Annotated in this window: 5 protein-coding genes; 4 read left to right on the top strand and 1 reads right to left on the bottom strand. The window is 62.9% G+C overall.

Going from position 1 to position 16,759, the window contains the following annotated elements; all coding sequences use genetic code 11:
* Nucleotides 1-11 precede the first annotated feature (11 nt).
* From ACYZUM_RS16585 to ACYZUM_RS16575, 3 genes are all read left to right on the top strand, one after another.
* Entirely contained in the window at nucleotides 12-647 is a 636-nt protein-coding gene (locus ACYZUM_RS16585; protein WP_041069685.1) for a TetR/AcrR family transcriptional regulator, read from the top strand.
* Nucleotides 648-727: 80 nt separating this feature from the next.
* Nucleotides 728-1,525: a substrate-binding periplasmic protein gene (locus ACYZUM_RS16580; RefSeq protein WP_041069688.1), complete on the top strand. Its 798-nt coding sequence runs from the start codon at nucleotides 728-730 to the stop codon at nucleotides 1,523-1,525.
* An 84-nt stretch (nucleotides 1,526-1,609) separates the two neighbouring features.
* Nucleotides 1,610-2,623: a GNAT family N-acetyltransferase gene (locus ACYZUM_RS16575; protein ID WP_108183376.1), complete on the top strand. Its 1,014-nt coding sequence runs from the start codon at nucleotides 1,610-1,612 to the stop codon at nucleotides 2,621-2,623.
* Nucleotides 2,624-2,720: 97 nt separating this feature from the next.
* Here the strand turns inward: ACYZUM_RS16575 and ACYZUM_RS16570 are convergent, their stop codons facing one another.
* The gene (locus ACYZUM_RS16570) at nucleotides 2,721-3,275 is read right to left on the bottom strand and encodes an RNA polymerase factor sigma-70 (protein WP_027613402.1); all 555 of its coding nucleotides are present in this window, start codon (nucleotides 3,273-3,275) and stop codon (nucleotides 2,721-2,723) included.
* A gap of 369 nt (nucleotides 3,276-3,644) precedes the next feature.
* On the opposite strand from ACYZUM_RS16570, the gene ACYZUM_RS16565 reads away from it, so the two are divergent.
* A complete protein-coding gene (locus tag ACYZUM_RS16565; protein ID WP_108183375.1) occupies nucleotides 3,645-16,643 on the top strand; it encodes a non-ribosomal peptide synthetase in 12,999 nt (4,332 codons plus the stop codon).
* Nucleotides 16,644-16,759: the final 116 nt, after the last annotated feature.

Below are 16,759 nucleotides of genomic sequence, written 5' to 3'. Positions count from 1 at the left end.
GGAGAGAACGGGTGGACGAGCAAAAAGCCCTGAGGGTCATGCGCGAACTGGTCGACCAAGGCCAACTGACCGACCCTGACAGCGCTCGCGGCAAACTGCTGCAAGTGGCCGCCCACCTGTTCCGCAACAAAGGCTATGAACGCACCACCGTGCGCGATCTGGCCGGGGCGGTGGGGATTCAGTCCGGGAGCATTTTTCATCACTTCAAAAGCAAGGATGAAATCCTTCGTGCGGTGATGGAAGAGACCATCGTCTACAACACCGCGTTGATGCGCGCCGCGCTGGCCGAAGCCGCCAGTGTGCGCGAGCGGGTGCTGGCGCTGATTCGTTGCGAGTTGCAGTCGATCATGGGCGGCAGCGGCGAAGCGATGGCGGTGCTGGTCTACGAGTGGCGTTCGTTGTCCGAGGAGGGGCAGGCCCGGGTGCTAGCCCTGCGTGACGTCTATGAAGAGATCTGGTTGCAAGTGCTGGGCGAAGCCAAGGACGCCGGGTTTATCCGTGGCGATGTTTTCATTACCCGACGTTTCCTCACCGGCGCACTGTCCTGGACCACCACCTGGTTCCGTGCCGGCGGCAGCCTGAGCCTTGATCAGTTGGCCGATGAAGCGCTGATTCTGGTGCTCGAAGAGCGCCAGTCCACTTTCTAACAGGCCGGGAAACTGGCTAACTGGGCGAAACCGCCTAGCTTGAATGCATTGATTGCCATTTTTTCGGGGAGTGGGGTGTTTTGAAGTCTTCGCCAATTCGGACGACCGCAGGGCTTTTGCTCGTAGCGCTGGCGGTATTTTGGGTGCTACCCGCACAGGCAGCGCAACTGGTTCGGGTGGGCGCGGCGCATTTTCCGCCTTACACCGTGCGTCCGGAAAGTGGTGCCGACACTGGCCTGCTGCCGCAACTGGTCGAGGCGCTCAATGCACTGCAGGCGGACTATCAGTTCGTACTGGTACCGACTTCGATTCCTCGGCGTTTCGGTGATTTCAAGCAGGGCCGGATCGACATGGCGATCTTCGAGAACCCCGATTGGGGCTGGAAGGAGATTCCTCATACCGACGTCGATATGGGCCTGGAAGATGCCGAGATTTTCGTCGCGCAACGTGAAGACGGTCGCCAGCAGAACTATTTCGCCGACCTCAAGGGCAAACGCCTGGCGCTGTACAGCGGTTATCACTATGAGTTCGCCAACTTCAACGCCGATCCCAAGTACCTCGCCGATACCTTCAACGCGACGCTGACCTATTCCCACGACAGCAACCTGCTGATGGTGCTGCGCGGGCGCGCCGACATCGCTCTGGTCACGCGCTCGTACCTGTTCGATTATCTGCTGCGCAACGAAAAAGTGCGTGACGAATTGCTGGTGTCGCAACGCATCGATCAGGTCTACCACCATTACGCCATTCTGCGTCCGACGGCACCGATCACTGGCGAGGCGTTCGGCAAGTTGCTGCAGGGTTTGCGCAACAATGGCCAGATGCTGAAGATCTTCGATCCTTACAAAATTGCCGTGGTGCCGGTGGCTCATCCCTGACCGATTTTCATCCAGGCGGCTAAATTTCTCCTCTCGGCTCACGTCCCATCGTTGAACTGTCGACGATTATCGTGAGCCCGACCCATGTCCAATCTGAATGACCTGACTGCCCTGGCCCTGCCTTCGGGCAGCCAACTGGTAGCCGATGCCACTGAAAGCCGTCTGAGCCTGAGCCTGGACGGGCAACCGCTGATTCGCCTGCGCCTGGATCGCCTGGCCAAAGGCCCGATCCAGCTCGACGAGCGTTATGCACTGCCTGTGGGGCAGGCGCTGTGGGCGGCCTGTTACTGGTTGTTCGCACGCGATCCGGACTGTCAGCAACTGCTCTGGCAACTCGATCAACCACCCACTGAAGCGTTGCTCAGCGGTTTGCTGGTCAGCACCGAAGTGGCTGGCGAATACCGCTGCGAACGCACCCTGTTCTGGCAGTTGCCGCAACCCTGGTTGGGCACGTCGCTGACCGGCAGCTACCCGCAACAAATGGTGATCAGTCACGGCAAGCGCCATCCGCTGCGCCCGGCAAAGCCGCGTGGCGAGGTCTATCGGCGTTTCGATGCGCGTCTCGGGGCGTGGATTTCCCTGCGTACGGTGGAGATCGAGCAGGATCTGGCGCGTTTCAATCGCTGGCAGAACAGTCCGCGTGTCGCCAGTTTCTGGCAGGAGGAGGGCAGTCTCGAGCAGCATCGCGAATACCTGAGCAAGCTCGATGCCGATCCGCACACCCTGACGCTGATCGGCTGTTTCGACGATCAACCGTTTGCCTATTTCGAGGCCTACTGGGCCAAGGAAGACCGTATCGCGCCGTTCTACGACGCCGACAATTACGACCGTGGCATTCACATGCTGGTGGGAGAGGAAAACCACCGTGGCCCGCACAAGGTCGCGAGCTGGCTGTCGGCGCTGGTGCACTACCTGTTTCTGGATGATCCGCGGACCCAGCGTGTGGTCGCTGAACCGCGTGCCGATAACGCGAAGATGATCGGCCACATGCACAACCAGTGCTTCCACTGCGAGAAGGAGTTCGACTTTCCGCACAAGCGCGCGGCGTTGATGATTCTGGGGCGTGAGCGGTTTTTTGATCGGTGCAAGCTGGCGTAAAAGCAAAAGATCGCAGCCTTCGGCAGCTCCTACAGAGGAATACACCTCATGTAGGAGCTGCCGAAGGCTGCGATCTTTTTTCTGCGATGAACCGGACTTAGCGCCGACCCATCGAGGCCGCATCCCCACGGCTGCCCGACACCTTGCGGCAGTGCACCAGTGCATCGCGAATCATGAAGTTGACCAGGGTCGGCGAGACGCCGAGTTCCTTGGCGATGTCCTTTTGCGGCACGCCGTGCAGGCGGTACATCTCGAAGGCGTAACGGGTGCGGCTGGGCAGTTCGGTCAGCGCGTCGGCGATGTGCTCCAGCGTCGAGAAATTGATGTGCGAGGTTTCCGGCGAAGCGCCTTGAATGACCACATTCAACCCTTCCTCTTCGGGGCCCGAGTATTTCTGTTCCAGCGCCTGTTTGCGGTAGTGATCGATGGCGAGGTTGCGCACGATCTGGAACAGGTAACTCAATTGCGCCTTGATCGATGAGGTGATCGGCGGCGCCGATTGCAAGCGGAAGAACGCATCCTGCACCACGTCTTCGGCGCGCGAACGGCAACCGGTAATGCGCGCTGCGATCTTGACCAGAATCAGTCGATTGTCGACGAAGGCCTGAAGTAGCGGTGAATCGCACCTGCTTGTGGATACTTGTTCCGTCATGGAAATCACCTTGCTGCCAATAGGTTAGTGGGACGCCGGGGGACGAGGCCGTCCTACACATCGAGCGACAAATTATGTTGAATGATAATGATTGTCAATTGAGAAAGAGAACTAATGCTCCGTAAAGGTGCGAATCGAGAACTGCGACACACCGCCACACCCCGGCCCCCGTTGGCGATCCTGCCCGCTGACTAATTATTTGCAGACGTCATCCGTTCTCATTGGTGAATGGCTTCGGGCGCACAGCCCCGGCCAGACAGCATTCCGCAAGCCTTGCGCGGTCGGCACAGACCACGCCCTGCACGCCCTCGACCGGCGTGACGCAGCCCCTCGATTCCACTAGCAAGCCGAATTCAGGCAGGAAACCTCATGACCGACGCGTTCGAACTCCCCAGCACTCTGGTCCAAGCCCTCCAGCGCCGAGCGGCACACACGCCGGAGCGCCTGGCCCTGCGCTTTCTCGCCGAAACCGAGGAGCAGGGCGTGGTGCTCAGTTACCGCGAACTGGATCAACGCGCGCGCACCATTGCTGCCGCATTGCAGGCCCAGGCTGAGTTCGGTGATCGCGCGGTGCTGCTGTTCCCCAGCGGCGCGGATTACGTCGCGGCGTTTTTCGGTTGCCTGTACGCCGGGGTGATCGCGGTGCCGGCTTATCCGCCGGAGTCCGCCCGTCGTCATCATCAGGAACGCCTGCTGTCGATCATTGCCGATGCCGAACCGCGTTTGCTGCTGACCAGCGCCGACCTGCGCGATGCCTTGCAACACATCGAAGGCGCGCCGCCGTTGCTGTGCGTCGATACGCTCGACAACACGCTGGCCGAGTCCTGGATTGAGCCGACCCTGCCGCAGGACCACATCGCCTTTCTGCAATACACCTCCGGTTCTACCGCGCTGCCCAAAGGCGTGCAGGTCAGCCACGGCAATCTGGTGGCCAACGAGCTGCTGATTCGCCACGGTTTCGGCATCGACGTAAACCCCGACGACGTGATCGTCAGCTGGCTGCCGCTGTACCACGACATGGGCCTGATCGGCGGATTGCTGCAGCCGATTTTCAGCGGCGTGCCGTGCATCCTGATGTCGCCGGCGTACTTCCTCGGTCGTCCGTTGCGCTGGCTTGAAGCGATTAGCCAATACGGCGGCACCATCAGCGGCGGGCCGGATTTCGCCTATCGCTTGTGCAGCGAGCGGGTCAGCGAATCGGCGCTGGAACGACTCGACCTGAGCCGCTGGCGCGTAGCCTATTCCGGTTCCGAACCGATCCGTCTCGATACCCTCGAGCGCTTCGCCGAGAAGTTCACCGCGTGCGGCTTCAGCGAAGACAGCTTCATGGCCTCCTATGGTTTGGCCGAAGCGACGCTGTTTGTTGCCGGCACACCGCGTGGCACCGGTATTCCTGCGTTACGCGTGGACGATCAAGCGCTGGCGCAAAATCGTGCCGAGCCGGGCGACGGCAGTGCGATCATGAGTTGTGGCATCAGCCAGCCCGATCACGCGGTGCTGATTGCCGACCCGGTCACGCTCAAAGAACGAGCCGACAACCTCGTCGGTGAAGTCTGGGCCGCCGGGCCGAGCATCGCTCACGGCTACTGGCGCAACCCCGAGGCCAGCGCCAAGACCTTTGTCCAGCACGCCGGGCAGACCTGGCTGCGCACTGGCGATCTGGGCTTCATCCGCGACGGTGAACTGTTCATCACCGGGCGCCTGAAAGACATGCTGATCGTGCGCGGTCACAACCTCTATCCGCAGGACATCGAGCAAACCGTCGAGCGTGAAGTGGAAGTGGTGCGCAAAGGTCGCGTCGCGGCATTCGCGGTCAATCAGGGCGGTGAAGAAGGCATTGGCATCGCGGCGGAAATCAGCCGCAGCGTGCAGAAAATCCTGCCGCCCGAAGCGCTGATCAAAGCCATTCGCCAAGCGGTGGCCGAGGCCTGTCAGGAAGCGCCGAGCGTGGTGGTGCTGCTCAACCCCGGCGCATTGCCGAAGACGTCCAGCGGCAAGCTGCAACGCTCGGCGTGCCCCACGCGTCTGGCCGATGGCAGCCTTGACAGCTACGCGGTGTTCCCGTCCGCCGAGGTGCAAAATACCGAATCGACCCTGGCGGCTTCCGAGCTGGAAGCCCTGATCGGCAAGCTCTGGGCCGAGCAACTCAATCTCAAACAGGTCAACGCCGACGACCACTTCTTCCTGCTCGGCGGCAACTCGATTGCAGCAACTCAAGTGATCGCCAAGGTGCGCGAAGAACTGGGCCTGGAGCTGAACCTGCGTCTGCTGTTCGAGGCGCCGATCCTGTCCGCATTCGCCGCTGCCGTGGCGCAACAGCAACAGGACGGCGGCAGCGCCCAAGGCGAAATCACCCCGTTGTCGCGCACTGAAGCACTGCCGCAATCGCTGGCGCAAAACCGGCTGTGGATCACTTGGCAACTCGACCCGCACAGCAGCGCCTACAACATTCCCGGTGCCCTGCGTCTGCGTGGCGAGCTGGACGAGGACGCGGTGCGCGCCAGCTTCCAGCAACTGATCGAACGCCACGAATCGCTGCGCACGCGCTTTTTCGAGCGTGACGGTGTGGCGCTGCAACAGGTCGAGGCGGCGCCTGAATTCAATCTGCAACTGATTGACCTCAGCGACTTGCCAGTGCACGAGCGTGAAGCCCGCGCGCAACAGATCCGCGAAGACGAAGCACGCACACAATTCGACTTGGAAAAAGGCCCACTGCTGTGGGTGACGCTGGTGCGCCTCGACGACGAAGATCACCAGTTGCTGGTGACGCTGCACCACATCATCGCCGACGGCTGGTCGCTGAACGTGCTGATCGATGAATTCTCGCGCCTGTACGCCGCGGCATCCCAAGGCCAGCGCGCCGAACTTGCGCCGCTGCCCACTCAATACGCCGACTACGGCAGCTGGCAGCGCGAATGGCTGGCGCAAGGCGAGGGCGAGCGGCAACTGGCGTACTGGAAAGCCCAACTGGGCAACGACCATCCGGTGCTGGAACTGGCCACCGATCACCCGCGCTCGGCCAGACAATTGCACAGCGCCGCGCGCCACAGCGTGCGCCTCGGCGTGAGCCTCAGCGACGCGATCAAGCAGACTGCGCAGGCGCATCAATCGACGCCATTCATGCTGTTGCTCTCAGCGTTCCAGAGCCTGCTGCACCGCTACAGCGGTCAACGCGATATCCGCATCGGCATCCCAAATGCCAACCGTCCGCGCCTGGAAACCCAGGGCCTGATCGGCTTCTTCATCAACACCCAGGTACTGCGTGCCGAGGTTGATTCGCGGCAGTCGTTTGGCGAGTTGCTGGCGCAGACCCGCGAGGCTGCGCTGGGGGCTCAGGCCCATCAGGATCTGCCGTTCGAACAACTGCTCGAAGCGTTCCCGCAGGCTCGCGAACAGGGACTGTTCCAGGTCATGTTCAACCACCAGCAGCGCGACCTGAGTGCGCTCAAGCGTCTGCCGGGCCTGCTCGCCGAAGAACTGCCGTGGCACAGCCGCGAAGCCAAGTTCGACCTGCAACTGCACAGCGAAGAGGATCGCAACGGGCGCCTGACCTTGTCCTTCGACTACGCCGATGAACTGTTCGAGGCGGCGACCATCGAGCGTCTGGCCGAACATTTCAGCAACCTGCTGCGCGCCGTCTGCGAGCAACCGCAGCAGGCGATCGGCGACCTGCCATTGCTGACGCCGTGCGAGCACGAACAGCAACAAGCATGGAGCATCGCCCCCTGCACCCCGGCGCAACACTGGCTGCCGGAACTGCTCAACGAACAGGCGCGGCAGACCCCGGAACGCACCGCGCTGGTGTGGGACGGAGGTAGCCTCGACTTCGCCGAATTGCACGCCCAGGCCAACCGCCTCGCGCACTACCTGCGCGACAAAGGTGTCGGCCCGGACGCGTGCGTGGCAATCGCTGCCGAGCGTTCGCCGCAACTGCTGATCGGCCTGCTGGCGATCATCAAGGCCGGTGGCGCTTACGTGCCGCTGGATCCGGATTACCCGGCCGAACGTCTGGCCTACATGCTCCGCGACAGCGGCGTCGAACTGTTGTTGACCCAGACTGCATTGCTCGAACGTCTGCCGGCCAGTGACGGCGTCAGCGTGATCGCCATGGACGCGTTGCACCTGGAAAACTGGCCGAGCCAGGCACCGGGTCTGCACCTGCACGGCGACAACCTCGCTTACGTGATTTATACCTCCGGCTCCACCGGGCAACCGAAAGGCGTCGGCAACACCCACGCCGCATTGGCCGAACGGCTGCAGTGGATGCAGGACAGCTATCGCCTGAATGACAGCGACGTGCTGATGCAAAAGGCGCCGATCAGTTTCGACGTATCGGTGTGGGAATGCTTCTGGCCGCTGATCACTGGCGCGCGTCTGCTGATCGCCGACCCCGGTGAACACCGCGATCCGCATCGTATCGCGCAGCTTGTTCAAGAATATGGCGTGACCACGCTGCACTTCGTACCACCGCTGCTTTCGCTGTTCATCGACGAGCCGCTGAGCGCCGAATGCACCAGCCTGCGTCGGGTGTTCTCCGGCGGTGAAGCGCTGCCGGCGGAACTGCGCAACCGCGTGCTGGCGCAACTGCCGGCGGTGCAACTGCACAACCGTTACGGCCCGACCGAAACCGCGATCAACGTCACTCACTGGCACTGCACCACGGCCGATGGCGAGCGCTCGCCGATTGGCCGGCCGCTGGGCAACGTGATCTGTCGCGTGCTCGACGCCGATCTCAATCCTGTGCCGGCCGGTGTACCGGGTGAACTGTGCATCAGTGGCATCGGTCTGGCCCGGGGTTACCTTGGTCGTCCGGCACTGACGGCCGAGCGCTTTGTGGTCGACCCGTTGGGCGAGCAGGGCGCGCGTCTGTACCGCACCGGTGACCGTGCTCGCTGGACGGCTGACGGCGTGATCGAATACCTCGGGCGCCTCGATCAGCAGGTCAAACTGCGTGGTTTCCGCGTTGAACCGGAAGAAATCGAAGCGCGGCTGCTGGCGCAAAACGGCGTCGCCCAGGCCGTGGTGCTGGTGCGCGAAACCGTGGCCGGCGCGCAACTGATCGGCTACTTCACCGCTGTCGATGCGAGCGAAGATCAGCACGTGCAGATCGCCCGCCTGAAAACCGCGGTGGCCGCCGAGCTGCCGGAATACATGGTCCCGGCGCAACTGATGCGTCTGGATGCAATGCCCCTGAGCCCGAGCGGCAAGCTCGACCGCCGCGCCTTGCCCGAGCCGCAGTGGCAAGTGCGCGAACACGTCGAACCGGCCACCGAGCTGGAACAACAGATCGCCGCGATCTGGCGTGAAGTGCTGGGTCTGCCACGGATCGGTCTGCGCGACGATTTCTTCGCCCTTGGCGGGCACTCGTTGCTGGTCACACAAATCATCTCGCGCAGCCGTCAGGCCTGTGACGTCGAGTTGCCGCTGCGCGCCTTGTTCGAACACAGCGAACTCGGTGATTTCGCCGAACAGATCCGCCTGATCCAGGCCAGCGGCCAGACCAACCAACAGCCGCCAATTGCCAAAGTCGATCGCCGCCAAGCCGTACCGCTGTCCTATTCGCAGCAACGCATGTGGTTCCTCTGGCAGATGGAGCCGGACAGCCCGGCGTACAACGTCGGCGGCATGGCGCGCCTGCGCGGCGTGTTGCACGTCGAGCATTTCGAGGCGGCGTTGCAGGCGTTGATCCTGCGCCACGAAACCCTGCGCACCACGTTCCCGAGCGTCGATGGCGTGGCCCGTCAGCAGGTGCATGCCGAGACCGGCGTGCGCATGGGCTGGAAGGATTTCTCGAAACTGCCGGCTGACCAGCGCGAACAGAAAGTCCAGCAACTGGCCGACGAAGAAGCGCATCTGCCGTTCGACCTGGAAAGCGGCCCGCTGCTGCGCGCCTGTCTGGTCAAGACCGCCGAGCATGAGCATTACTTTGTCCTGACCCTGCACCACATCGTCACCGAAGGCTGGGCAATGGACATTTTTGCCCGCGAGCTCAGCGCGCTGTACGAAGCCTTCGTCGATGAACGCGACTCGCCGCTTGAAGCGTTGCCGGTGCAATACCTCGATTACAGCGTCTGGCAGCGCAACTGGCTGGAGTCCGGTGAGCGTCAGCGCCAACTCGACTACTGGACCGCGCAACTCGGTCGCGAACATCCGTTGCTGGAACTGCCCGGCGACCGTCCGCGTCCGCCGGTGCAAAGCCATCAGGGCGAGTTGTTCCGTTTTGATCTCAGCGATGATCTCGCCGCCCGCGTCCGAGCGTTCAATGCGCAAAACGGTCTGACCCTGTTCATGACCATGACCGCCGCGCTCGCCACCTTGCTCTACCGCTACAGCGGCCAGACCGACCTGCGCATCGGCGCACCGGTGGCCAACCGGATCCGCCCGGAAAGCGAAGGGCTGATCGGCGCATTTCTCAACACTCAGGTGCTGCGTTGCCAGCTCGACGGGCAGATGTCGGTGGGCGAATTGTTCGAGCAAGTGCGCCACACCGTGATCGAAGGCCAGTCGCATCAGGACCTGCCGTTCGATCATCTGGTCGAAGCACTGCAACCGCCACGCAGTGCGGCGTACAACCCGCTGTTCCAGGTGATGTGCAACGTGCAGCGCTGGGAGTTCCAGCAGAGCCGGATGCTCGCCGGGATGACCGTCGAGTACCTGGCCAACGATGCGCGGGCGACCAAGTTCGACCTCAACCTGGAAGTCACCGACCTCGACCATCGTCTCGGTTGCTGCCTGACCTACAGCACCGATCTGTTCGATGAACCGACCATTGCGCGCATGGCCAAACATTGGCGCAATCTGCTGGAAGCGCTGATCGCCGATCCGCAACAGCGTCTGAGCCAGTTGCCGCTGCTCGACCCGACGGAGCAGCAACACCTGCTCGACAGCCTCGGTGTCGAACCGGGCGAACGGCGTCTCGATCAATGCATCCATCATCTGTTCGCCGAGCAGGCGCTGGCGCGCAAAGACGCGCCAGCGCTGACGTTCGCCGGGCAGACGTTGAGCTACGCCGAACTCGATGCCCGCGCCAATCGTCTGGCCTGGGCCCTGCGCGAGCGTGGGGTCGGTCCGCAGGTGCGGGTCGGTCTGGCGCTGGAGCGCTCGCTGGAAATGGTCGTCGGCCTGCTGGCGATTCTCAAGGCCGGTGGCGCTTATGTGCCGCTGGACCCGGAATACCCGCTCGACCGTCTGCATTACATGATCGAAGACAGCCGCATCGGTCTGCTGCTCAGTGACCGCGCGATGTTCAACGCCCTCGGCGATTTGCCGTCGAGCGTGGCGCGCTGGTGCCTGGAAGATGACAGCGCGGCGCTGGTGGATTACCCGGTCAGCGAGTTGCCTTTTATCAGCCTGCCGCAGCATCAGGCCTATCTGATTTACACCTCGGGCTCGACCGGCAAGCCGAAAGGCGTGGTGGTGTCGCACGGTGAAATCGCCATGCATTGCCAGGCGGTGATCGAGCGTTTCGGCATGCGTCCGGACGACTGCGAACTGCACTTCTATTCGATCAACTTCGACGCTGCCACCGAGCGTCTGCTGGTGCCGTTGCTCAGCGGCGCGCAGGTGGTTTTGCGAGCGCAAGGGCAGTGGGACGCGGAAGAAATCTGCGGCTTGATCCGCACTCATCGGATCAATGTGCTCGGCTTCACCCCGAGCTATGGCAGCCAGTTGGCGCAGTTCCTCGCGACGCAAAACCAGGTTCTGCCGGTGCGGATGATCATCACCGGTGGCGAAGCGCTGACCGGCGAGCACCTGCAACGGATTCGCGCCGCATTCAAACCGAGCCTGTTCTTCAACGCCTATGGCCCGACCGAAACCGTGGTCATGCCACTGGCCAGTCTGGCGCCGGAAGTGCTGGAAGAGGGCGCCGGCAGCGTGCCGATCGGCAGCGTGATCGGTGACCGTGTGGCGTACATTCTCGACGCCGATCTGGCACTGGTGCCGCAAGGCGCGACCGGTGAGTTGTTCGTCGGCGGCGCCGGTCTGGCCCAGGGTTATCACGACCGTCCAGGCATCAGCGCCGAGCGTTTCGTGGCTGACCCATTTGCCGCCGATGGCGGGCGCATGTACCGCACCGGCGATCTGGTGCGCCAGCGTGCCGATGGGCTGGTGGAATATCTGGGGCGGATCGACCATCAGGTGAAAATCCGTGGTTTCCGCATCGAGTTGGGCGAGATCGAAACCCGTCTGCTCGATCACCACTCGATCCGCGAAGCGGTGGTGCTGGCGCTGGATGCGCCGAGCGGCAAGCAACTGGTTGGTTATCTGGTCAGCGACGTCGCCGAGCAAGGCGAAGCGCAACAGGCCGAACTGCGTGAAGCACTGAAGTCACACCTCAAGGCGCAACTGCCGGATTACATGGTGCCGACGCACCTGATCCTGCTGGCGAGCATGCCGCTGACCGCCAACGGCAAACTCGACCGCCGCGCCTTGCCGGCACCGGATCCCGAGCTGAATCGTCAGCACTACGTCGCGCCAAGCAATGATTTGGAGCAGACCCTGGCGCAGGTCTGGTGCGAGGTGCTCAACGTCAAACAGGTCGGTCTCAACGACAACTTCTTTGAGCTCGGTGGCGACTCGATCCTGTCGATTCAGGTGGTCAGCCGGGCGCGGCAGCAAGGCATTCATTTCAGCCCGCGGGATCTGTTCCAGCATCAGACGGTGCAGACCCTGGCTGCAGTCGCCAGCCGCAGCGAGCAAGTCACTGCCGAGCAGGGACTGGTGCTCGGTGAGTCGGCGATGACGCCGATTCAACACTGGTTCTTCGACACTGATATTCCTGAGCGTCAACACTGGAACCAGGCGTTGCTGCTGGAGCCGAGCGTGGCGCTGGAACCGCATCGTCTGGAGCAGGCGCTGCTGGCAGTGATCGAACAGCACGACGCCCTGCGTCTGCGCTTCACTCAGGCCAACGATCAATGGCAGGCCACGCATCAACCGGTGTCCGACGCCGAGGTGTTGTGGCAGGTGCGGGTGGCGGCGATGGACAAGTGCGCAGCGCTGTTTGCCGATGCCCAGCGCAGTCTCGATCTGCAAAATGGCCCGTTGCTGCGCGCCTTGCTGGTCGATGGTCCCGAAGGTCAGCAACGCCTGTTCATTGCGATCCATCACCTGGTGGTCGACGGTGTGTCGTGGCGCGTGCTGCTTGACGATCTGCAAACCGTGTATCGCCAGCTCGACGCCGAACAGTCGGTACAACTGCCGGCGAAAACCAGTGCCTTCAAGGATTGGGCAGCACGTTTGCAGGCCTATGCCGGCAGCGAATCGTTGCGTGAAGAACTGAACTGGTGGCAAACCCAACTGGCCGGGCCGAACACCGAGCTGCCGTGCGAAAACCCGCAGGGCGGACAGCAGAATCGTCACGCGCAAACCGTCAGCGTGCGCCTGGATGCCGAGCGTACCGGACAATTGCTGCAGCAGACGCCGCGCGCCTACCGCACGCAGGTCAACGACCTGCTGCTGACCGCGCTGGCCCGTGTGCTGTGCCGCTGGAGCGGGCAGCCGTCGGCATTGATCCAACTGGAAGGCCACGGCCGCGAAACCCTGTTCGACGAGATCGACCTGACCCGCACCGTCGGCTGGTTCACCAGCGCTTATCCATTACGCCTGACCCCGCACAACATCGAAGAGGCCGCCGGGCAGGGCGCTTCGATCAAGGCGATCAAGGAGCAACTGCGCGCCGTGCCGCACAAAGGCCTCGGTTATGGCGTGCTGCGTTATCTGGCCGATGACCTCAGCCAGCGCAGCATGGCGGCGTTGCCGAATGCTCCGGTGACCTTCAACTACCTCGGCCAGTTCGACCAGAGTTTCGCCAGCGATGCACTGTTCCGTCCGCTGGATGAGCCGGTCGGTGCAGCCCACGATCCGCAGGCGCCGCTGCCCAACGAGCTGAGCATCGACAGTCAGGTGTATGGCGGTGAACTGTTGCTGCGCTGGACCTTCAGCGCCGAACGTTATGACGCGCAGACCATCAATGACCTGGCCGACGCTTACCTCGGCGAGCTGCAAAGTCTGATCGAACATTGCCTGCAGGACGAAGCCGGCGGCCTGACACCGTCGGACTTCCCGCTGGCGAAACTGACCCAGGCGCAACTCGATGCCCTGCCGGTGCCAGCCGCGCAGATCGAAGACGTCTATCCGCTGACGCCGATGCAGGAAGGCATGTTGCTGCACACCTTGCTCGAACCGGGCACCGGTCTGTACTACATGCAGGATCGCTACCGCATCAACAGCGAGCTCGATCCCGAGCGTTTCGCCCAGGCCTGGCAAGCGGTGGTCGCCCGTCATGAAGCGTTGCGTGCGTCGTTCTGCTGGAACGTCGGCGAGGACATGCTGCAAGTGATCCACACGCCGGGCCGCACGCCGATCGAGTACCTGGACTGGAGCGCCGTTGCCGAAGAAGAGCAAGAACCGAAGCTGCAGGCGCTGCTGAAAAGCGAGCGCGAGGCCGGCTTCGATCTGCTCAATCAGGCACCGTTCCACCTGCGCCTGATCAAGGTCGGCGCGGCGCGTTACTGGTTCATGATGAGCAACCACCACATCCTCATCGATGCCTGGTGCCGTTCGCTGCTGATGAACGATTTCTTCGAGATCTACACCGCCCTCGGTGAAGGTCGCGAAGCACAGTTGTCGCTGCCGCCGCGTTACCGCGACTACATCGGCTGGCTGCAACGCCAGAGCCTGGCCGAGGCACGCCAGTGGTGGCAGCAGAACCTGCGAGGGTTCGAGCGCACCACGCCGATCCCGAGCGACCGGCCGTTCTTGCGTGAACATGCGGGTGAAAGCGGCGGCATGATCGTTGGTGACCGCTACACGCGACTGAATGTCGAGGACGGCGCCCGTCTGCGCGAGCTGGCCCAGGCCCATCAACTGACCATCAACACCTTCGCCCAAGCGGCGTGGGCACTGGTGCTGCGCCGCATGAGCGGTGATCGCGACGTGCTGTTCGGCGTGACCGTGGCCGGGCGCCCGGTGGAAATGCCGGAGATGCAGCGCACCGTCGGCCTGTTCATCAACAGCATCGCGCTGCGGGTGCAGATCCCGGCGGACGATCAGCGCGCCAGCGTGCGGCAGTGGTTGAGCGGGCTGCTCGACAGCAACATGCAACTGCGCGAGTACGAATACCTGCCGCTGGTGAACATTCAGGAACAGAGCGAACTGCCGAAAGGCCAGCCGCTGTTCGACAGTCTGTTCGTGTTCGAGAACGCGCCGGTGGAAGTCTCGGTGCTGGACCGTGCGCAGAGCCTCAACGCGACGTCGGACTCCGGTCGGACCCACACCAACTTCCCGCTGACGGCGGTGTGCTACCCGGGCGATGACCTCGGCCTGCACCTGTCGTATGACCAGCGTTACTTCGACGAGTCGACCATCGAGCGCATGCTCGGCGAGTTCAAGCGCCTGCTGCTGGCATTGGTCGATGGCTTCCATGGCGACATGGCTGACCTGCCGCTGCTGGGCTTTGATGAGCAGGAGTTCCTGCTGCACGGCTGCAACCAGAGCGCCCACGATTATCCGCTGGAGCAGAGCTACGTGGCGCTGTTCGAAGCGCAGGTCGCGCAACATCCGCAACGCATTGCCGCCAGTTGCCTCGATCAGCAACTGAGCTATGCCGAGCTGAGCCAGAACGCCAACCGCCTCGGCCATGCGCTGATTGCGGCCGGGGTGCAGATGGATCAACCGGTGGCGTTGCTGGCTGAACGTAATCTCGATCTGCTGGGGATGATCATCGGCAGCTTCAAGGCCGGTGCCGGTTACCTGCCGCTGGATCCGGGTCTGCCGAGCCAGCGTCTGCAACGCATCATCGAACTGAGCCGCACGCCAGTGCTGGTGTGCAGCGAAGCCTGCCGCGAACAGGCGCAGACTTTGCTCGATGAGTTCAGCTGCGCCAACCGTCCACGGCTGTTGGTCTGGGAAGACGTGCAGGCGCTGGCGACATCGCTTCAGAACCCGGGAATCTACAGTGGCCCGGACAACCTGGCCTACGTGATCTACACCTCAGGTTCGACCGGGTTGCCGAAAGGCGTGATGGTCGAGCAGCGCGGCATGCTCAACAACCAGCTGAGCAAGGTGCCGTATCTGCAACTGACGGACGCCGACGTGATCGCTCAGACCGCCTCGCAAAGCTTCGATATTTCGGTCTGGCAGTTCCTCGCCGCGCCGTTGTTTGGCGCGCGGGTGGACATCGTGCCGAACGTCATCGCCCACGATCCGCAAGGCTTGCTGGTGCATGTGCAAGCGCAGGGCATCACCGTGCTGGAGAGCGTGCCGTCGCTGATTCAGGGCATGCTCGCCTCGGAACGCCTGAGCCTCGACGGCCTGCGCTGGATGCTGCCGACCGGTGAAGCGATGCCGCCGGAACTGGCGCACCAATGGCTGCTGCGTTATCCGGACATCGGTCTGGTCAACGCTTACGGCCCGGCGGAATGCTCCGATGACGTGGCGTTCTTCCGCGTCGACCTGGCCTCGACTCGCGGCAGCTATTTGCCGATCGGTACGCCGACCGACAACAACTTGCTGTACCTGGTCGATGGCGCGCTGGAACTGGTGCCGCTGGGCGCGGTGGGTGAGTTGTGCGTGGCCGGGACCGGCGTCGGTCGCGGTTACGTCAGCGATCCGTTGCGCACCGCGCCGGTGTTTGTGCCGAACCCGTTCGGCGCGCCGGGCGAGCGTCTGTATCGCACCGGTGACCTCGCGCGGCGGCGCAGTGACGGGGTGCTGGAGTACGTCGGCCGGGTAGACCACCAGGTGAAGATTCGCGGTTACCGCATCGAACTGGGTGAAATCGAAGCGCGTCTGCACGAACAACCGGAAGTCCGCGATGCGGCGGTCGGCGTGCAGGAAGGCGTGAATGGCAAGCACTTGGTCGGCTATCTGGTCGCGGCGGATTCGGCGCTCAACCCGAGCGAACGTCTGGAGCGGATCAAGCAACGCCTGCGCAGCGAACTGCCGGAATACATGGTGCCGCTGCACTGGTTGTGGCTCGATCAGCTGCCGCACAACGCCAACGGCAAACTCGACCGCAAGGCCTTGCCGGCGCTGGAGATCGGCCAGTTGCAGAGCGAGGATTACCTGGCCCCGCGCAACGAACTGGAGCAGACCCTGGCCGACATCTGGGCCGAAGTGCTCAAGGTCGACAAGGTCGGGGTACGCGACAACTTCTTCGAGCTGGGCGGGCATTCGTTGCTGGCCACGCAGATCGCCTCGCGGGTGCAGAAAACCCTGCAACGCGATGTGCCGCTGCGAGCGATGTTCGAGTGCAGCACGGTGCAGGAACTGGCCGAGTACATCGAAGGCCTGGCGGCGAGTGACATGACCGAGGACAAGGTGGATCGCTTGAATGATCTGATGGCGGAGCTGGAAGGCTTGTAAATCTTCAGCGCCTGTTCCGGCCCCATCGCTGGCAAGCCAGCTCCCACACGTTTCATGGTGAGCACATAATTTGTGTACACATTCGATCACTGTGGGAGCTGGCTTGCCAGCGATGG

The sequence above is a fragment of the Pseudomonas sp. m6p genome (assembly GCF_055760375.1).
The sequence above is the reverse complement of the archived record's forward strand: the minus strand, read 5'-3'. Positions and strand labels throughout refer to the sequence as shown.

Excerpts from the sequence above, each read along its gene's own strand:
- ACYZUM_RS16570 (WP_027613402.1), bottom strand. The coding sequence starts at position 3,275 with ATGACGGAACAAGTATCCACAAGCAGGTGCGATTCACCGCTACTTCAG.
- ACYZUM_RS16565 (WP_108183375.1), top strand. The coding sequence starts at position 3,645 with ATGACCGACGCGTTCGAACTCCCCAGCACTCTGGTCCAAGCCCTCCAG.
- ACYZUM_RS16575 (WP_108183376.1), top strand. The coding sequence starts at position 1,610 with ATGTCCAATCTGAATGACCTGACTGCCCTGGCCCTGCCTTCGGGCAGC.